Raw genomic sequence first — 18,771 nt, forward strand, 5'->3', positions numbered from 1 at the left:
GCTAATCTCGCGTCTTGAGGACCGCAACAAGGTCCAATCTGTCGATGCGTTCTCGGATCACGGCGGCGGAAACGATGGCGGCCAGCACCACGACGGACGTGGCGATCACGTAAGTCGAGTGCTCGACGACGAGGCGGACGCGCATCAACTCGCCGGCGAGGTTCGTTTTCATTACCCAGGCGAGGCCGTAGCCCATCAGCCAACCGGGCGGTTGGGCGGTCAGGGTGAGGATGGCGAGCTCAAGCAGCAGGATGCGCAGCACCTCGCCGCGCGTGAAGCCGAGCACGCGCAGGCTGGCCAGTTCGCGCGCCCGTTCGGACAGCGAAATGCGCGCATTGTTGTAGACGACGCCGAACGCGATCACGCCGGCAAGGCCCGTGTAGATACTCGCCATCGTGGTGACGAGCAGCGCGACGGTCTTGCGGAAGTTCGCCAGCGAAACGCGCTGCAGCGCCACGCCGCCGACCGTCGGTATGGACTTCACCGCCGTGTAGAAGTCCTCCGTCCGGTTCTCGTCGAGGCTGAGATTGACGCTAGTGACGACGGGCGCCTCGCGCATCAGCTTGTGCAACGCCTCGATCTCCATCATGCCCCTAATCCCGAAGTAGTCCTCGACGGTCGCGACGACCGGCACCGTCACGGATCGCCTGGCGCCCTCCAACAGATCGACCTCGACGCTATCGCCTGGTCCGACGCCGAGGATATGCGCGAGCATGCCGGAGATGGCGAGGCCCGTCTCCGGCAGGATGACCGGCCGAAGCTCGACGTCGATGATGCGCCTGAGGTGGGCAGCAGCCGGTCGGCCGCTGATGACGATGCGCCGTTCGACGTTGCCGTGGCGGATCCGGACCGGCACCTCGCGGAACGGCTCGGCGGCGAGAACGCCCGGAAGCCGGCTCACCTGCTCCACGACATTTGCGATCCGCTTCTCGGCAAAGCCGATGGTTGCGTCCTGCCGGTCGGCGAGGAAGTAGGTCACATCGGTCAGATGCTCCATGCTGTCCCGCGTGAACAGCGAGACGACTAGGATCGCGGTGGCCAGCGCCATGCCGAGCGCCGTGAAGAAGGCCCGTACCGGATGCCGGGCGATGTTGCGGATCATCATCAGCGTCGGCTGCGACACGATCCGGTCGAGCTGGATGCGCGCCGAAAGCAGCCGGCGATAGACCGGCGGGGCCGGCGCCTGCATGGCGACGGCCGGGGGCAGCTTCACCACCTCGCGCAACGCACGGAATGCGCCGATCGCCGCAGCCGCCGCGCTAAGCGCACCTGCCGTGAGATAAACGTCCGGTGCCTTCGCGAACACCAGGAACGGAAAGTGGAAGAAGTCGCCGAACAGCGCGGTGACGTGCAAACCGAGCCAGGTGCCCACGATGCCGCCCAACACGATGCCGACCACGACGATGAAGGCAACGAACTTGAAATAGTGCAGCACGATGCTGCCGTCTGAATAACCCAGCGCCTTCAGCAGGCCGATCTGCTCGCGCTCGAGCGCGACCAGCCGGGTCAAGGTGAGATTGACGAGGAAGGCCGCGACCAGCAGGAAGATCGGCGGCAGCGTGCGGCTCATGTTGTTGAGCATGTCGAGTTCATGATCGAGCCAGGCGTGCGAGGTCTGGTCCTTGCGGCCATGCGCCGCCTGCCCGCCATAAGGATCGAGCAGGGCGTCCAGTCGCCGGACCACATCGCGCTCGGAGGCGCCGGGCTGCAGCTTGACCGCGACCGCCGAGAAGGCGCCGTCGAGATCGTAGGCAGCGCTAAGCACCTTCTCCGACATCCAGACGATGGCATAGCGGCGATCGTCCGGCATCAGGTCGCCCGGTCCGACCGTGTAAACGAACTCGGGCGACAGCGCGATGCCGACGATGACGAGCTCGCGCTTCCTGCCGTTGAGGATGGCGGAGAACCGCGCCCCCTCGACGAAACCGTGCGCCCGAGCGAACGGCTCGTTGACGACGACCTCTTCAGTCCGTCCCGGCGCCGGGAACCGCCCGGAGCGCATGTAGAGCCGGTTGAGATGCTGCTCACCCGTGTCGGCCAGCGAAACGAACTGCGCGCTGGCCGGCGCGGAGAAACCGGGAATGTCGAGTAGCGCCGGCTTGGCGATACGGGTGTCGATGGCGGCGACTCCTGGGATCTCGCCGATCCTGTCGGTGAGCGCCTTCGGTGCCCGCTTCGCCTGCGCGAACACATCGGCAAAGCCGTAACGCTCGTAATAAGCGATCCGGGTCTCCTCCAGCGATCGGTGCGAGCCCACCGCGAGCACCAGCGTCGCAACCCCGCCGCCGACGACCAGCGCGACCGCGAGCACCTGCGCCCAGAGCCGTCTGACGTCACGAAGCAGCTTGATGTCTAGCACCTTCATGTCGTCACCAGGTGAGCTCGGCGGCCTCCCGCCGGGCCTCGTTGGTCCGGATGCGGGAGATGCGACCGTCGGCGAAGAACAGCACTCGGTCGGCGACCTCCTGGATGCTGGCGTTGTGGGTGATGATGACTGTAGTGGTCCCGAGCTGCCGGTTGACGCCAAGCAGCGCCTCGATGACGCGGATGCCGGTCTTCGAATCCAACGCCCCGGTCGGCTCGTCGCAGAGCAGCACCGCCGGCCGCTTCGCGATCGCGCGGGCGATGGCGACGCGCTGCTGCTCGCCGCCGGAGAGCTGGGCGGGAAAGTGATGCATCCTCGCTTCGAGTCCGACCAGCGCGAGGGCGTCGGCCGGCCGCATCGGATTCTTGGCGACTTCGGTGACCAGCGCGACGTTTTCGTAGGCCGTGAGGCTGGGCACCAGATTGTAGAACTGGAAGACGAAGCCGACGTGATCGCGGCGGTACTTCGTGAGTTCGCGGTCCTCCAGGTCCGTTAGGTCCAGATCGCGGAAGAACAGCCGGCCGCTGGTCGGACGGTCGAGGCCGCCCATGATGTTGAGCAACGTCGTCTTGCCGCTGCCGGAGGGGCCGAGCAGCACGACCACTTCCTTCTCGGGAATGTCGAGGTCGACCTCGTTGAGGGCATGCACCATCACTTCGCCGGAGATATAGATCTTAGTCAGCGCCTTTGCGGTGAAGACGGGAACGCTCATTGACGTCCTTTAAAGCTAGCGCCGTTTGCAGGCATCTCCTGGCGAAGGTCAGCCGTGACGATAGCCGCCAGAAGAGCTATGACCGGATCGCCGGTTGAGATGGGGAATGAAGGCCGGCACCTGCGCGGCATACCGGGCATAGGCCTCGCCGAACTCGCTCCGGGCCTCACGCTCCTCGTCCCTGGCGAGCTTCACGTACATGACGGTCAACACCGGAAACATCGCCAAGGTCAGAATCGTCGGCCATTGCAACAGGAAGCCGAACATCACCAGCACGAAGCCGACATATTGCGGATGCCGGACGTAGCTGTAAGGACCGGTGGTGGCGAGGCTCCGGGTCTGCTGCGCCTCGTACAGCGTCCTCCAGGCGAGGGAGATCAGGATGAACCCGGCGCCGATGAAGATGAAGCTGACGACATGGAACGGCCCCGTGTGGGGATTGGTCTTCCAGCCGAACATCATCTCGAGCAGATGACCGGCGTCGTGCGAGAACCAGTCGACGTTCGGGTAGCGCGACTGCAGCCAACCCGACAGGAAATAGATGGTGAGCGGAAAACCGTACATCTCCGCGAACAGCGCCACCAGGAACGCGCTGAAGGCGCCGAAGGAGCGCCAGTCGCGCGAGGTCTGCGGCTTGAAGAAGCTGTAGGAAAACAGGATGAACACCGCCGAGTTGACGGTGACGAGGCTCCAGAGGCCGTAAGCAGGCGGAATGTCGTGCATCACGCGCTCCTCGAATCGTTTGGCCGGCCGCCACCGTGACGGTGACCATGGCCGCCATGCATGAAGAAATGCATCAGCGGACAGGCAAGGAGCGGCAGCCAGACCAGGAGCCCCAGCACGTGAGCCCTGTGCTCGCTGAACAGCAGCACGCCGGCGATGGCCAGGAATCCGATCAGGACCAGGCCAGCCTTGGCTCTCATGGACATGCCCGCGGCATGCCGCTGTCGATAAGCGGAATGATCCTGCACCGGCATGGGCGCGCTCCTCTCGATCCCCGCAGCATAGGAGCACCGCCGCCATCGCTTTTGACGCAGATCAAAGGCTCGCGGGAGCTGAGCGCGCGAGACAATTAGCAACCGATCGTACCTTGAGATTCGTCAAGACCGACGTTGCGCCGATGCGTATCGTGGACCTTCGCAACCTGGAGGACCGAACATGACCACCAAGACGCTTCTCGCCACAATCGGCATTGTTTCCCTGCTGGCCGTACCCGCCACGGCTCAATCCACCGACAAGGAAAAGAACGGCCATCACTACAGCGGCGGACCCAAGACAGAAGTTCCGCACCACATGGGCAAGAAAGAAAAGACCGGCACCTCTGCCAACGCTCAATCAGGCGGTCATCACTACACGGGCGGCCCCGGCACGTCGTCGCCTCATCACATGGGCAACAAGAAATAGTTCGATCTTAGCGGCACGCGAAGGCAAGAAGAAGATGCGGCAATTCGGCAAGGTCGACATGCCGCAGGAAGCTTCATGGCCGCGCTGAAGCATGGCACCTGCATCGCAGCGTGTGCGATGCAGGCATCCACGTTCGCTGCTAATCGATCACGATTTCCTCTTTGCCTCGACGTATCGCGCAAAATTGTCGAGGATCGCCTGCCAGCCGCCCTGCTGCTGTTCGACCGAGTGCGTGGTTTCGGCGTCGAAGACGACACGGACGACAACACTCTTCGGGCCGGGCACGAACTCGACCTCGGCCTTTCGATCGCCGAACGCGTATTCGATCCGCTTGTGCTCGACGATCTTGGTGTAGGTGCCGGCGAAGTCGAAGCCGATGCTGCCGTCCTTGGCCTCCATCCGCGACGAGAAGGCGCCGCCGTCCCGCAGGTCGACCGTCGCACTGGTCGTATGCCAGTCGTCGGACGCGGCATTCCACTTCACGATGTCGGCTGGCGTCGTATAGGCACGCCAGACCTGATCGATCGGGGCGGCTACGCTGGTTTCGACGGTGATCCTCATGGGCATTGCTCCAGTTGCGACTTTGACGCTCGAGTTGACGGAATCTCGCCAGCGTGCCGGGTCCATTTCCTGCACGACCGGGACGTGTCGACCCGAGGACGATCGAGACCGGCCCATGCCGACATGGTTCGGCGTCAATGTGCCAAAAAAAAGTTGGAGAAGTTGTGGTGTGGGCAAGCGAAGTGTGCCTGCGCGCACGCCTCGTCCTTCGAGACGACGCTGACGCGTCTCCTCAGGATGAGGCTCATTGGGCGTCGGTGCCTGTTGAAACTGCTGCCGCGGACTCCGCCCTCATCCTGAGGAGCCTGCTCAAGCGGGCGTCTCGAAGGATGGCCGCAGGGAAAAACTCTCTAATGCGATAGCCCTGCCCGCCAGCTTCGCTCTTCGGGCTGCGGCGGACAAGTCGCACTACCATCCTGCGCTGCTCGTCAGATCGGCCTCGTCTTCCCTCGGATGGCCATCGACCGCTTCAGGGCCTGCTGGGCATCGGCATAGCGGCCTTGATACTTGTAGAGACCGGCGAGGTTTTCCAGAACGCCGGCGAGATCCGGATGGTCAGGGCCGAGGGTTTTCTCGAAAGTGGCCGCCGACCGCTTGAACAGCCGCTCGGCCTCCGCGTTACGGCCCTGACGCCCATAGAGCGCAGCCAGATTGTTCTGTGCCTGCGCGATATCGGGATGATCCGGGCCGAACGCCTTCTCGGTCACCGCCATCGACCGCTTCAGCAGGCGCTCGGCATCGGCATAGCGATGGCGATTGATATAGGCGTCGGCCAGATTGTTCATCAGCACCGTCGCTTCGGGGTCGTCGGGACCGAGCGCCTTCTGCAGCACGGCGAGGCCTCGCTTGAACAGCGGTATGGCCTCATCGTATCGGCCCTGATGGCTGTAGACGGCGCCCAGATTGCTCAACGCCATCACGATCGATGAATCACCGCTTTTCTCGTGAATGGCGATCGACTGCTTGAGCACCGGCTCCGCTTCGGCGTAACGCTCTTCCGCGCGATAGAGGTCGCCGAGATTGTTCAGCACCATCGCGACTTCGGCATGATTCGGACCGAGTGTCTTCTCGTCAATGGCCAGCGCGCGCTTGTACAGCGGTTCGGCAACGGCGTATTGGCCGAGATTGTAATGGATCGTGCCGAGGTCGTTCAGCGGCGTCGCGACCTGCGCATCATCAGGGCCGAACTCCTTCTCGCGAAGGGCCAGCGACTTCTGGGCCAGAGGCAGTGCTTCCATGTACTTCCCGGCCCGATAAAGCTGCTTCATCTGCCGGGCCAGCGTGCCCGCCTCGTCCTCTTCGGCATGGGACGGCACGCCGAACGACAGACTCAAGGCAAGCGCAGCAACTGCAACGCAGATCGATGCTGTCAAGGTCCTCATCGCGCCTTCCCTCGTCGCGGCTATTGGGACTTACGCGCCATTGGTGCTCCCGGAAGCCGGACAGGTTCAATGCAACCGCGGCTTTCCGACGCGACCGACCGCGCCTGCGTGGCTATATGCCATTGGCAGGCATCAGCAATTGATCATTGCCCGAGCTGTTGAAGCACAGCAGACCACAACGCAAGCGGCTCCCGGAGCGCGCCAGGCTCGGACGGCTTCTGACGAACGGCCGTGTGCACCATGACGAGCTTGGACGCGGGATCAACCAGGATGAGCTGACCGCGAATGCCGATGAGGGCAAATCCGCGCTGCTCGCCGGGGAGGAGCCACACCTGATAGCCGTAGCCGAAATAGCGCGTGGCCACGCGCGGAGCGAGATGACCGTCCTCTGGCCTGACGGTCGTGGCATCCAGCAGCCACTGCCGGGGGATCAGCTGCCGGCCTTCCCAGGCGCCGTCATGGGCGAGCAACCGGGCCAGGCGCGCATAATCGCGCAAGGTTGCGTTGAAGCAGCAATAGGCGATCTCCTGCCCGGTGCCGTCGATCACCCAGGAGGCGTCCGCCTCGGTGCCGATGGGGTCCCAGATCCGGTCGTGGAGATAGTCAGCGACCGGCGTGCCCGTGGCGGCGCGCAGGACCAAGCCGAGTATCTCCGTTTCAACGCTGGCATAGTGGAATTTGGTGCCCGGCCGCGCGGTCCGCGTGTTGAACTGCGCGACGATGGCGGCGGGATCTTTCGGCGGGCCGGCGAACAAGGCCCGCCCAAGCCGGGCGATGTCGTCGTTCCCGTCATAGACTTCCGAGAATTCGACGCCCGACGACATGTTCAACAAGGCGCGGATGGACGTGTTGCCATATTCCGTGCCTGCAAGGCCGCCGACATAGGTCGAGACGAGGTCGTCGATCGACTTGATCCGTCCCTCCGAGACCGCGATCCCGACCAGCATGGCCACCAGCGTCTTCGCCATGGACTGCGAGACAAAGCGGTGGTGGTCGGTCCGTGCATATTGATAGTGCTCGTACAGGATGGTGTCGTCCCTGGCGATCAGGAGGCCCGTCGCCGGGTTGCGCTTGAGGTAGTCCGCAATGCCGAGCTTTTCGGTGCCAAGACTGTAGGTGACCTGTGGCTCCGGCGCGCGCTTGAATTGCCAGGGCGCCGTCGCGCGAGCGACCCGGCGCGAGGGATAGATCTCGCCGAAATGGCTGTAGCTGCCGACGAGCTTGTCGAGCGGGGGAGCGGCGCCCCGCGTGCCGACCGGATAGCCCTCAGCCGCACCGTAGAGCTCGGCATCGGGACCGCTCTCCGAAAAGACCGGCCCCGGCGCGGCGGGCGCGCTTCGGACGTCCTGCGCGCACGCCAGCGGCGACCAGATCGCGGAAGCAAAAATGACGGGCAGGAAAAGCCGGCGGCACCCGCGCGGCCTAAACGACGCTCCCCAGTTCATTGCACTTGCCTCCCCGCATGTTGGTGGGTGTGCGCTTCACGAGAACAACGTCGCAGGCTGGTGACGCGCGGCATGCTATCATTGCGGGCGGGCCGTGTCAGCCTGCGGTGGCAACCCGCCTTGCTCTCGCCCTGCAGATAAGCCACCATCCTCTCCGCGCCATCAACAAAACCAACAGCGCTGAGGAAACGCATGAGCAAGCCGTCACGCTTCGACTATGGCTGGGTCGTTGTCGCCGCGGGCGCGCTGATGACCTGCATCGGGTTCGGCACGATGCTGTCGCTGGCGGTGTTCCTGCAGCCGATCTCGGAGGCGATGGGCTGGTCGCGCGCCGGGGTGTCGGCTGCCGCGACGCTGGATTTCCTCTTTATGGGATTCGCCGCATTCCTATGGGGCACGCTGTCGGACCGGTTCGGCACCCGCATCGTGGTGCTCTCGGGAAGCGTTCTGCTGGGACTAGGTCTCGTCACAGCGAGCCAGGCCGCAAGCCTGTGGCAATTCCAGCTTTGCTTCGGCGTGCTGATCGGGATCGCCGTGGGCAGCTTCTACGCACCGATGATGGCGCTCGCGAGCGCCTGGATCGAAAAGAACCGCAGCCTCGCCGTGGCGCTGGTCTCGGCCGGCATGGGCGTGTCCCCGGTGACGGTCGCGCCGGCCGCGAGCTGGCTGATCACGGCCTATGATTGGCGCACCGCGATGCTGACGATCGGCATCGCTTCGTGGGCGCTGTTGATCCCCGCCTGCTTCCTGGTACGTCCGGCGCCGCCAGCCGCTGGCTCCGCAACGACGGACGCGGCGCCAGAGGTCGAGATGGGCGCGGCGCAGGCGCTGCGCACGCCGCAATTCATCGCGCTCGCAGCGGCGCATTTCGCCTGCTGCGCGGCGCATTCCGGCCCGATCTTCCACATGGTGTCCTATGCGATGGTCTGCGGCATCGCTCCGCTCACGGCGGTGACGGTCTATAGCGTCGCCGGCGTCTCAGGCCTCGGCGGACGCCTGCTGCTGGGCGTGTTGGCCGATCGCATCGGGGCGAAACCGGTCCTTGTCGGCGGGCTGTTCGTGCAGGCGATGTGCATCGCGACCTATCTGGCCGTGGCGCAGCTCGGCGAGTTCTACGCGCTCTCGGTCGTGTTCGGCCTCGCCTATGGTGGGGTGATGCCGCTCTATGCGGTGCTGGTCCGCGAGTTCTTCGGCGCGCGCATTATGGGCACGGTGTTCGGTGCCGTGTCGGCCTTCGCCAGCCTCGGCATGGCGCTCGGGCCCTGGGCCGGCGGGATCGTGTTCGATACTTTCCAGCAATACACCTGGCTGCACGCCGGCTCCTTCGCGATCGGGCTTGCGGCGGTCGCGGTGGCGCTGAGTTTTCCGACGCGGCGCAGGCCATCGCTCGATCTTGGCCGCGCGACGGCGTGACACCGGATAGTGGCGATTGCCGGATCTGACTTTGCATCAATGTAGGTTTGATGGATTTCGCCTCCCTCGGTCATCCTACTTCCTGCCTTCTGGCACCGATTATCTTCGTGTACCATTGCCCTTGTGATCAGATCGTTCTGGCATCGCGAGAGGCCAAATGAGGCGGCGGACGTTTCTGAGCTTCTTGGGAATGACGGCGATATCGGCGCGCGAAGCCTTGGCCCAAAAGCGCATTCCGGTCGTGGGATTCGTCGGATTTGCCACGCCGGACATCGACAATGCGGTGCTCGTTCCGTTCCGGAAGGCGCTTGCCGAGCTGGGTTACGTGGAGGGCCGCACCATCGTCATCGAGGCCCACTCGACGGCCGGCGATGTGTCGCGGGGCCTTGCATTGATCGACGACCTCGTGGCCAGACAGGTGGACGTGCTGCTTTCGCCCGGCCCGGCCGCAGCACGCGCGATCATCAGGAAAACCAATATTCCCGTCGTCGCCGTGGCGCTGCCTGCGGTGCAAAGCGACCCTGAATTGTTTCAGAGCCTCGCGCGGCCGGGCGGCAGTCTCACCGGCTTCGCCGCGTTCGGCGAGGAGATGTCGGCCAAGCGCATCGAGATGATCCGGGAGATCCTGCCCTCGCTGAAGCGGATCGGCGTCTTGAACAATGCGACGGACCCGACGTTCAGCGCCTGGGGCGCGCAAACCATCGAGGAAGCACGACGCGCCGGGCTGGAACCGGTGCGCCTCGGACTGACGAGCGCGTCGCCGGCGGCGGTTGCCGAGCAATTCAACGTGCTCGCGGCCGCCGGCGGCAACGCCGTGATTGTCATTCGCGACTACATGACCGCCGCGATGCAGGACGCAATTTGCCGTATCGGCATCGACATGAAGATCGCCGTCATCGGCCAGCAGAAGGAGTTCGCCCATGCCGGCGCTCTGATCAGCTATGGTGCCGACATCGGCGACCTGTTTCGTCGCGCGGCGGGCTATGTTGATCTGATCCTGAAGGGACAAAAGCCGGCAAATATGCCAATCCAGCTGCCAACCAAATTCGAGCTGGCCGTCAATCTCAAGACTGCGCGTGCGCTTGGCGTGACGATCCCGCCCACCATCCTCGTGCTGACGGACGACTTGATCGAGTGACGGGTCGTTGAAAATCCGCCGATTGCCGCGCCGTGAGGCGGGCTCAAATCCAGTCATTCGCGAAGCTTCGGCGGAGCAGTTCATGGAATGCAGCATCCGGCCCGCGCTCGACGATGACGCCGCGGCCATCAGCGCGGTCATCTTGCGTGCGCTGCGCGAAACGAATGCAAGGGACTATACGGCGGAGATCATCGCGCGGATCGAGCCCAGCTTCGGCCCGGATGCCGTGCGCCGGCTGATCGGGCAGCGCACCGTTTTCGTCGCCACGATCGGCGGCCGCCTGGTCGGAACGGCAAGCCTCGACGGAAGCGTCGTCCGCACAGTCTTCGTTTCTCCGGACGTTCAGGCTCGCGGGATCGGCAAGCTACTGATGGCCGAGATCGAGCGCACGGCGCGCGAGCGGAACATTCCGTCCTTGACGGTCCCTTCATCGGTCACTGCAGAGACCTTCTATGCGCGACTGGGGTTCAATGCCGTGCGCGACAGCTATTATGGGGACGAACGCACGATCATCATGGAGCGGGTGCTCATCGAGCGGACCTAGACCTGGTCCACACCATGGCAATCGCCGCGGAGAGCCCGACGCGTGGTGGTAGTTCGAGCTCTTGCGGAACCCATCGCCGACGGACGGGCGCGAGTATCTCGCCGTTCTTGCCAGTTCTGATTAGTAAGCACGAAGCCTGATGGTCCGGTCTCGATCTACCGATACGAGCTGAATTGCGCCAGTTGTGTTCGATGCGCGATTTGTAGCCGCAACGAAAGTCGAGTCGCGCTTCGAAAAGTGGAAATTAGTTTTGCGACATAATCGTAATGACTCCGACGCAAAAAAAGAAAATAGGGTGCAATCAACAAGAATATAATGGGAGGAGCAGATGGATACTGCGGGTCGCCTGCGCGCGATGGCATTATTGTGCCGTCAGACAGCCGCGCGTCATCCGGATCGAGGTTGGAAACTACTCGCGGAAGCTGAATATTGGGAGCACTTGGCCAATGATGCGCCGCTCGAGCATGTCGACCATTGCTCGGTTCGCTCACCGCTTCACCGTGAGCACGCTATGATACAATCGGCCACGGCCGACGCGAGGTGAGAGCGAAACAGAATAATTTGTTAGCTTCTGTGTGCCTAACCTGAAGAGTGCCGCCCACCGCCGATGCGGCACATTGGAATGGGAATGCCGGCCCCGGCTGTTACCCCATCCTGCGGCTGGGGCCGTTTTGAACTTTCGCAGCATCGTTCAAACCCGATCCACAACCATGCTCAGAAGCATCGCTATAGCGCTCTTCGGAAAAGGCATCTTGTCTCGGCTCGATCGAGCGCTCTCCCATGGTCGCAGTACTGAGGCTGCGCCCAGCCTTGTGCGGGACATCGGCCGAGGCTTCGGGCTGTAGGGCGCCGTCCACGCGCCTCGTCGATCAGGCAGCGCCTGCCCTACCGGCGACTATTTCTTCAACAATATTCCTTTCGCTCGCGCCATTCGCCTGACTGATCCGGCGTGGCGGCCCAGTTCGGCGGCAATCTTCGATACCCCAATGCCCTGCCGGGCCAGCGTGACCAGCCGTCGAACCTCCTGCTCGGCCCATTGCTTCGGCTTCGGTGTCTTCATGGTGCGACCCCACGACCGCACGACTTAACGACGGCAGCTGACGGTCCGCACTTGGGAAATTTACGGGTGGCGCGCCCGGGCCATTATCCGTCCGAACCTCCAAACGGAAATTGACCGACGCCGCGCTGTCATGCGCCCCGGCCTTTGGCCTCGTTGTTGAGGCAGATCAAGGCTGCTGGCGCCGGGCAAGGCGGGAGAGGCCGATCGGCGAAGCGGTGCGTTCTTAGATATCGTGGAGGCGAGCGGTCACGCCACCAGCGCGGCGTCCTCGTTGCGGTCGATGCCGCGCTGTGCGGCCAGCAGGCTGACGATCTCCGCATTCGGCCGGGCCTTGCTGAACAGGAAGCCCTGGCCCTCATGGCAGCCTTCGGCGCGGAGGCAGCTGAGCTCGGCTTCGGTCTCGACGCCTTCGGCGGTGATGGTGACGCCAAGGCCCTTGCCGAGGCTGACGATCGAGCGGATGATCGCCTGGGCCTCGCGGTTGGCCGCGAGATCGCGCACGAAGGACTGGTCGATCTTGATCTTGTCGAACGGGAAGCTGCGTAGGTAGCTGAGGCTGGAATAGCCGGTGCCGAAATCGTCCATGGAGATGCGCACGCCGAGCGCGCGCAGCGCATGCAGCGTCGCCAGCACCTGCGCGCTCTTCTCCAGGAGCAGCGTCTCGGTGATCTCGAGCTCGAGCCGCCGCGGCGCCAGGCCGGAATGTTTCAGCGCGTCAGTAACCATCGAGAGCAGATTGCCGCTGCGGAACTGGAGTGGCGACAGGTTGACCGCGACGCGGACGTCGTCGGGCCAGGCCGCGGCGTCGAGGCAGGCCCGGCGCAGCATCAGCCCGCCGAGCGGATTGATCAGGCCGGTGTCTTCGGCGACCGGAATGAACTCGGCCGGCGACACCATGCCGCGCTCGGCATGCGGCCAGCGCACCAGCGCCTCGAAGCCGGTGATGCGGCCGCTCGCGAGGTCGATCAGCGGCTGGTAGTACGGCCGCAGCACGTCATTCTGGATCGCATCGCGCAGCTCGACCTCGATCTTGCGGCGGCTCTGCGCCTTCGCGTCGAGTGCGGCCTCGAAGAAGGCGAAGCTGCCGCGCGCGTCCAGCTTGGCCCGCGACAGCGCCATGTCGGCGCTCTTGAGCAGCTTTTCGGAATCCTCGCCGTCGCCCGGCGCCATCGCAATGCCGATCGAGGCACCGATCACCACGGAGTGACCGTCGAGCAGATAGGGATCGGCAATGGCCGCAAGGAGGCGTTTTGCGAGACCCACCGCATCTTCCGGCCGAGCCAATCCGCTCTGCAGAACCGCGAACTCATCGGAATTGAGCCGGGCCAGCCCATCCTCGTCGCGCAAGGTGGAACGCAGCCGCTTGGCGACGCCGCGCAGCAGCTTGTCGCCGACCGCGTGCCCCAGCGTGTCGTTGACCGCCTTGAAATTGTCGAGCCCTAGTATCAGCAGCGCGACCTTCTCGGAGCCGCGGCGCGTGTGCAGCAGCATCTCGTCCATCTGCTGCCGCAGCAGGCTGCGATTGGGCAGACCGGTCAGCCCGTCATGCTGGGCCATGAAGGCGAGTCGCGCCTCGGCGCGCTTGCGCTCGGTGATGTCCATCAGCGCGAGCAGCACCGCGGGCCGCTCGCCATAAATCAATTCGCGGGAATAGATCGCAAGGTCGATCAGCCCACCGTCGGCCTTGACGTGCTTCCAGGTGCGGCCGGCCTGATTCTCGCCGGTCCCATCGACGGTCCAGGGCGGCTCGCTTTCGAACGCCTGCAAAGACCGGATCTTCAATCGCTCGAACTCGGCGCGGCTGTAGCCATAATGCGCGACCGCGGCATCGTTGACGCCGAGGATGCGCTCGTCGTCCGGCGCGCAGACGATCATGGGCACGGGATTGCCGTCGAACAGCAGGCGGAACGAGGCCTCGCGCTGCTTGAGCTCGGTGATATCGACGCGCAGGCCGACGACGCCGCCGTCATCGGTCAAGCGCTCGTCGATCAGGATGACGCGGCCGTCCGACAGCTTCTGCTCGTGGCGCGCGCCGGGCTTGTAGAGTTTTTGCAGGCGCTCTGCGATCCAGGCTTCTTCATTGCCGATGGCCTCGGGATAGTCGCCGCGGGCGACGCCGATGCGCAGCGTGTCCTCGAGCCGCGCGCCCTCCTCGAACAGATCGGCGGTCTTGCTGTAGATCTCGGCGTATTTCCTGTTCCAGAGGACGTAGCGGCCTTCGGCGTCGAGAAACACGATGCCCTGCGGCAGGATGTCGATGGCCTGGCGCAGGCGCTCATGCGACTTGCGCGCCTCCGCGATCGCGGCTTCCGCCTCGGCACGGCTGCGCAGGATTTCGTCGTGTTCGGAAAGGGCACGGTGCGCGCGCGCGAAGCGCGGCTTGCGCGCCTTTTGGCCGGCGCGGGCAAGCATGCTTTGCTTTCGCTTTCTTGTTCTTCGAGACCCCAAACTCAACTTCACTCGTCCCAGTCGCGTCCAGCGGCCGCAAGTTTTGAGGCAAGTGTCTGAAAAAAAAGTAATCTTAGCCCGCCGCGGTCCGCGCGCGGCGCGCTTACTGCCTGTTTGCGCGGCGTGGCGAGCGGCGGCAGGCGCCATCAGACTGAGTGTGGCGCCGCAATCAATGAGCGATCTGGCGCAAAATTGCGCGCACGCCTGAATCGGTTCCGAAATTGCGCGCGATTGCATGCGAACCGCAAAATTTTCTGCGCGCTGCGCACGAATTTTGGTCAATGCAGGATACGGTTATTACACCCTTAAGAAACGGCGGGTCGAGACGCGATTCGGGGCGCGCTGCGATGAGCCGGCGGCGGGCTCGTCGCCTCGTTCTTAACCCTGGTGCAGCATTGGGTTATAAGAGCGTCAGCATGAGTCGCCGCGGCATCACCCTCCTCCTGCTCTCGTTCGTCTGCCTGGGCGCCGGTGGCGCGCTGGCCCAGGACCGTGGCAGCATCAACCCGAAGCCGCTGCCGCCGCTCGCCAATCCCAACGACCCCGATCTCGCCGCCAAGGAATTGTTCGCGCGCAAGCTGCTGCCATCGAAGGGGCCGGCCCATATCATCGGCTCCTACACCAGGGGCTGCATCGGCGGCGCCGCGCAGATGCCGGTCAACGGCGACAATTGGCAGGTGATGCGGCTGTCGCGCAATCGCAGCTACGGTCATCCCGACATGATCGCGCTGATCAGGCGGCTTGCCGCGAAGGCGCACAAGGACGCAGGCTGGCCCGGCATCCTGGTCGGCGACATCGCCCAGCCGCGCGGCGGGCCGGCGCTGTCAGGCCATGCCAGCCACCAGATCGGTCTCGACGCCGACATCTGGCTGACGCCGATGCCGGACCGCCGGCTCTCGCGCGAGGAGCGCGAGGAGATGTCGGCGGTGATGATGGTGCGCCAGGACCGGCTCGACATCGACCCCAAGGTGTTCACACCAAGCCACGTGCTGGTGCTGCGCGCTGCGGCGCGAGAACCCGCCGTGCAGCGCATCTTCGTCAACGCCGCGATCAAGAAGGCGCTGTGCCGCGAGGCCAAGGGCGACCGCGCCTGGCTGTCGAAGATCCGCCCCTGGTGGGGCCACGACTACCACTTCCACATCCGCATGCACTGCCCGGCCGGGGCCGGCGAATGCGAGGGCCAGCCGTCACAGGCCGAGGACGAAGGCTGCAAGCCCGCCGATCTCGCCTACTGGTTCTCCGATGCGGTGCTGCACCCCAAGCCGCCGCCCGAGCCGCCCAAGCCGAAGCCGCCGATGACGCTTGCGCAGATGCCGGCAGCCTGCAAGGCGGTGCTGCATGCAGGGGATGTGAAGCCGTAAGGGCTCGCCCACGGACGTCGTCCCGGGGCGCGCAGCGAGCCCGGCACCCATAACCACAGGGAGTGATACTTGCGCGAAGCAGGTCACTCCGAGTCTTCGCCCGACGCAATCCTGTGGTTATGGATCCCGGGCTCGCGCTACGCGCGCCCCGGGATGACGAACTCGCCGGCCCGATAGAAGCTGGCCGACAAACGGCCGGCTTTGACCTGCGGCTACGGCCTGCTATGTTTGCACTGCGATATCCCCGCCGGCCGTAAGCCGTCGCTTGGGACCGTGGAACAGCGTGTCCGCCCGTCGCATCTGACCAGCCAACGCCAGATTTCGCGCGTGCAACCTTGCGCGCGCGAGCCCGCACGGAGCGCATCCATGTTTCGTCTATCAGGACTTTTCACCGCCTTCGTCATTCTCGCCAGCACGGCCGTCGCGCCCGCCGCGGCCGAGGACAAGACCATCACCGTGTTCGCCGCCGCCTCGATGAAGAACGCGCTGGACGACATCGACGCCGCCTACACCGCCAGGACCGGCGTCAAGTTCAGCGTCAGCTACGCCGCTAGCTCGGTGCTGGCCAAGCAGATCGAGCAGGGTGCGCCGGCCGACGTGTTCGTCTCGGCCGACACCGACTGGATGGACTACGCGATCGCCAAGAAGACCATCAACGAGCCTTCCAGAGTGAATCTGCTCGGCAACAGCATCGTGCTGATCGCGCCGAAGGATTCCAAGATCGACAGTGTGACGATCGCGGCAGGTTTCGATCTCGCCAAGCTCGCCGGCGACGGCAGGATCGCGACCGGTGACGTCAAGTCGGTCCCTGCAGGCAAATATGCCAAGGCGGCGCTGGAAAAGCTCGGGGCCTGGCAGGCGGCAGAGCCGAAATTCGCCATGGCCGAGAGCGTGCGCGCGGCGCTGACACTGGTCGCCCGCGGCGAGGCCGTGCTCGGCATTGTCTATTCGACCGACGCCAAGATCGAGCCGGGCGTGAAGATCGTCGGCACCTTCCCGGCGGATTCGCATCCTGCGATCATCTATCCGGTCGCGGCGACCAGCATCGCCAAGCCGGAGGCGAACGGCTATCTCGCCTTCCTGCGCACGGCGGCGGCCAAGGCCATCTTGGAAAAATACGGCTTCAAGTTCCTGATCAGCCCGACGACCTGATTGTTGCGACCTGACTGTTGCAACCTGATTTTACAACCTGTTTTCTGCGACCTGATATGACGACTTGATGTTCGAGATCTCTCCCGCCGAATGGACGGCGATCCTGCTTTCGCTCAGGGTCGCCGTCATCGCCACGCTGGTCGCAACGCCGTTCGGCATTGCGCTGGCGTGGCTGCTCGCGCGGCGTGATTTCTGGGGCAAGTCGGTGCTCGACGCACTCGTGCATCTGCCCCTGGTGCTACCGCCCGTCGTCACCGGTTATCTGCTGCTGCTCAGCTTCGGTCGCAAAGGCCTCATTGGCAGCTTTCTCGCCGACCATCTCGGCATCGTCTTCGCGTTCCGCTGGACCGGTGCTGCGCTCGCCTGCGGCGTGATGGCGTTTCCGCTGCTGGTGCGGCCGATGCGACTGTCGATCGAGGCGATCGACCGCCGGCTTGAGCAGGCTGCGGAGACCCTCGGCGCAGCGCCGTGGAAAGTGTTCTTCACGGTGACGCTGCCGCTGGCGCTGCCGGGCGTGCTCGCCGGCATGGTGCTGGGCTTTGCCAAGGCGATCGGCGAGTTCGGCGCCACCATCACCTTCGTCTCCAACATTCCAGGAGAGACCCAGACGATTTCGTCCGCGATCTATTCGCTGATCCAGACGCCGGACGGCGATGCCGCTGCGGGAAGGCTCGTGATCGTCTCGATCGTGCTCGCGATCGGTGCGCTGATCGCGGCCGAATGGTTCGCCCGCCGCGCCACGCAGCGGCTGCACGGGAATTGACCATGCTGCGCGTCGACGTCGAAAAACAGCTCGGTGAATTCTCGCTGTCCGCTTCCTTCAGCAGCGAGGGGCGCGTCATCGGGCTGTTCGGCGCCTCGGGCGCCGGCAAGAGCTCGCTGGTCAACATGATCGCCGGCCTGCTGCGGCCCGATCGCGGCACCATCGCGATCGACGGCGAGATCGTCGACGACACCGCGGCCGGCATTCACGTGCCCACTTACCGCCGCCGCATCGGCTACGTGTTCCAAGATGCGCGGCTGTTTCCGCATCTGAGCGTGGCGCAGAACCTCGACTACGGACGGCGAATGAACGGGCTTGCGCCCGATCCGGCGCAGCACAAGCGCATCATCGACCTGCTCGACATCGGCGCGCTCAGGGATCGCCGTCCCGGGAAGCTGTCCGGCGGCGAGCGCCAGCGCGTCGCGCTCGGCCGCGCGCTGCTGTCGAAGCCGCGCCTCCTGCTGCTCGACGAGCCGCTCGGCGCGCTCGACGAGGGCCGCAAGCTCGAGATCCTGCCCTACCTGGTGCGACTGCGCGACGAGGCCAATGTGCCGATGGTCTATGTCAGCCACGACGTCGCCGAGCTGCGCCAGCTCGCGACGCAGATCGTGATGCTGAAGCAGGGACGGGTGACGTCGTTCGGCGGGGTGAAGGTGCTGACGTGATCGGGCCAACCCCCGCTACCAGCCGCGGTCGACGTTTCGCACTTCGCCGGTCCGGGCATCCACATCGACCTCGATCCAGCGGCCGGCGCGGTCGCGGCCCTCAATCTGCCATTCGTCGCCGAGGAAGTTCGTGTGCGACACCGTCGCAACGCCAAGATCGGTCGCGACGTCAAGCGCAACCTGCATCGAGATCTGATCGCCGGTGTCGTAGGCCATAGCCGGCGCCGCTGCGCCCAGCACGAGGACAGTCGCGATCGGAAGGGCGAACTTTCGCATTGGCGTACTCCTGTCAGTCCAAACTTCTATACAGCTTAGAACGAGAGGCAATGCGGAGCGTTCCGGATCCGGATGTCACGAA

The 18,771-nt window shown here is 64.6% G+C and carries 18 protein-coding genes; 8 read left to right on the plus strand and 10 right to left on the minus strand.

Features of this window, described 5'->3' with window-relative positions; translation table 11 throughout:
- Window position 1: 1 nt before the first annotated feature.
- From XF30_RS37275 to XF30_RS37290, 4 genes are read right to left on the minus strand one after another with little or no spacing between them, the layout of a single operon-like run.
- Complete coding sequence (locus XF30_RS37275; protein WP_109145478.1) at window positions 2-2,365, minus strand: ABC transporter permease; 2,364 nt, start codon at window positions 2,363-2,365, stop codon at window positions 2-4.
- 4 nt (window positions 2,366-2,369) lie between these two features.
- Window positions 2,370-3,077 carry an ABC transporter ATP-binding protein gene (locus XF30_RS37280; RefSeq protein WP_109145479.1) on the minus strand — a complete coding sequence of 236 codons (708 nt, stop codon included), beginning with the start codon at window positions 3,075-3,077 and terminating at the stop codon, window positions 2,370-2,372.
- A 48-nt stretch (window positions 3,078-3,125) separates the two neighbouring features.
- Window positions 3,126-3,800, minus strand: coding sequence for a methyltransferase family protein (locus tag XF30_RS37285; RefSeq protein WP_036014198.1), 675 nt, complete (start codon window positions 3,798-3,800; stop codon window positions 3,126-3,128).
- Window positions 3,800-4,054 carry a DUF2933 domain-containing protein gene (locus XF30_RS37290; protein ID WP_036026429.1) on the minus strand — a complete coding sequence of 85 codons (255 nt, stop codon included), beginning with the start codon at window positions 4,052-4,054 and terminating at the stop codon, window positions 3,800-3,802. Before XF30_RS37290 ends, XF30_RS37285 begins: the two co-directional genes overlap by 1 nt.
- Before the next feature lie 181 nt (window positions 4,055-4,235).
- Here XF30_RS37290 and XF30_RS37295 point away from each other — a divergent pair, with 181 nt between their 5' ends.
- Entirely contained in the window at window positions 4,236-4,481 is a 246-nt protein-coding gene (locus XF30_RS37295) for a hypothetical protein (RefSeq protein ID WP_109145480.1), read from the plus strand.
- A 147-nt stretch (window positions 4,482-4,628) separates the two neighbouring features.
- Here XF30_RS37295 and XF30_RS37300 read toward each other — a convergent pair whose 3' ends face one another.
- From XF30_RS37300 to XF30_RS37310, 3 genes are all read right to left on the minus strand, one after another.
- On the minus strand, window positions 4,629-5,042 hold the full coding sequence (locus XF30_RS37300) for an SRPBCC family protein (protein WP_109146002.1): 414 nt from the start codon (window positions 5,040-5,042) through the stop codon (window positions 4,629-4,631).
- 428 nt (window positions 5,043-5,470) lie between these two features.
- Window positions 5,471-6,424 (minus strand): tetratricopeptide repeat protein, encoded by a 954-nt coding sequence (locus XF30_RS37305; RefSeq protein WP_109145481.1) that lies wholly within the window; start codon window positions 6,422-6,424, stop codon window positions 5,471-5,473.
- A gap of 143 nt (window positions 6,425-6,567) precedes the next feature.
- A complete protein-coding gene (locus XF30_RS37310; RefSeq protein WP_192893370.1) occupies window positions 6,568-7,869 on the minus strand; it encodes a serine hydrolase domain-containing protein in 1,302 nt (433 codons plus the stop codon).
- Window positions 7,870-8,061: 192 nt separating this feature from the next.
- Between XF30_RS37310 and XF30_RS37315 the strand changes: the two genes are divergently transcribed.
- The 3 genes from XF30_RS37315 to XF30_RS37325 all read left to right on the plus strand — a co-directional run bounded on the left by XF30_RS37315 (window position 8,062) and on the right by XF30_RS37325 (window position 10,964).
- Entirely contained in the window at window positions 8,062-9,282 is a 1,221-nt protein-coding gene (locus XF30_RS37315; protein ID WP_109145482.1) for an MFS transporter, read from the plus strand.
- A 190-nt stretch (window positions 9,283-9,472) separates the two neighbouring features.
- On the plus strand, window positions 9,473-10,420 hold the full coding sequence (locus tag XF30_RS37320) for an ABC transporter substrate-binding protein (RefSeq protein WP_158284449.1): 948 nt from the start codon (window positions 9,473-9,475) through the stop codon (window positions 10,418-10,420).
- Between the two features lie 82 nt (window positions 10,421-10,502).
- Window positions 10,503-10,964 (plus strand): GNAT family N-acetyltransferase, encoded by a 462-nt coding sequence (locus XF30_RS37325; protein ID WP_109145484.1) that lies wholly within the window; start codon window positions 10,503-10,505, stop codon window positions 10,962-10,964.
- 895 nt (window positions 10,965-11,859) lie between these two features.
- On the opposite strand, the gene XF30_RS37335 is transcribed toward XF30_RS37325, so the two are convergent.
- Both XF30_RS37335 and XF30_RS37340 read right to left on the minus strand, forming a co-directional pair.
- Window positions 11,860-12,024 (minus strand): helix-turn-helix domain-containing protein, encoded by a 165-nt coding sequence (locus XF30_RS37335; RefSeq protein ID WP_162130849.1) that lies wholly within the window; start codon window positions 12,022-12,024, stop codon window positions 11,860-11,862.
- A gap of 246 nt (window positions 12,025-12,270) precedes the next feature.
- Window positions 12,271-14,436 carry a putative bifunctional diguanylate cyclase/phosphodiesterase gene (locus tag XF30_RS37340; protein WP_109145485.1) on the minus strand — a complete coding sequence of 722 codons (2,166 nt, stop codon included), beginning with the start codon at window positions 14,434-14,436 and terminating at the stop codon, window positions 12,271-12,273.
- 452 nt (window positions 14,437-14,888) lie between these two features.
- Here XF30_RS37340 and mepA point away from each other — a divergent pair, with 452 nt between their 5' ends.
- The 4 genes from mepA to modC all read left to right on the plus strand — a co-directional run bounded on the left by mepA (window position 14,889) and on the right by modC (window position 18,413).
- A complete protein-coding gene (gene mepA / locus XF30_RS37345; protein ID WP_109145486.1) occupies window positions 14,889-15,833 on the plus strand; it encodes a penicillin-insensitive murein endopeptidase in 945 nt (314 codons plus the stop codon).
- A gap of 366 nt (window positions 15,834-16,199) precedes the next feature.
- Complete coding sequence (gene modA / locus XF30_RS37350) at window positions 16,200-16,985, plus strand: molybdate ABC transporter substrate-binding protein (RefSeq protein ID WP_109145487.1); 786 nt, start codon at window positions 16,200-16,202, stop codon at window positions 16,983-16,985.
- Between the two features lie 67 nt (window positions 16,986-17,052).
- Complete coding sequence (gene modB / locus XF30_RS37355) at window positions 17,053-17,748, plus strand: molybdate ABC transporter permease subunit (RefSeq protein ID WP_109146003.1); 696 nt, start codon at window positions 17,053-17,055, stop codon at window positions 17,746-17,748.
- Between the two features lie 2 nt (window positions 17,749-17,750).
- Window positions 17,751-18,413, plus strand: a complete 663-nt coding sequence (gene modC, locus XF30_RS37360; RefSeq protein WP_036014214.1) for a molybdenum ABC transporter ATP-binding protein — start codon at window positions 17,751-17,753, stop codon at window positions 18,411-18,413.
- A gap of 15 nt (window positions 18,414-18,428) precedes the next feature.
- Here the strand turns inward: modC and XF30_RS37365 are convergent, their stop codons facing one another.
- Window positions 18,429-18,689, minus strand: a complete 261-nt coding sequence (locus tag XF30_RS37365; RefSeq protein ID WP_036014215.1) for a PepSY domain-containing protein — start codon at window positions 18,687-18,689, stop codon at window positions 18,429-18,431.
- Window positions 18,690-18,771: the final 82 nt, after the last annotated feature.

The organism is Bradyrhizobium sp. SUTN9-2, from assembly GCF_003122645.1.
Lineage (GTDB): Bacteria > Pseudomonadota > Alphaproteobacteria > Rhizobiales > Xanthobacteraceae > Bradyrhizobium > Bradyrhizobium yuanmingense.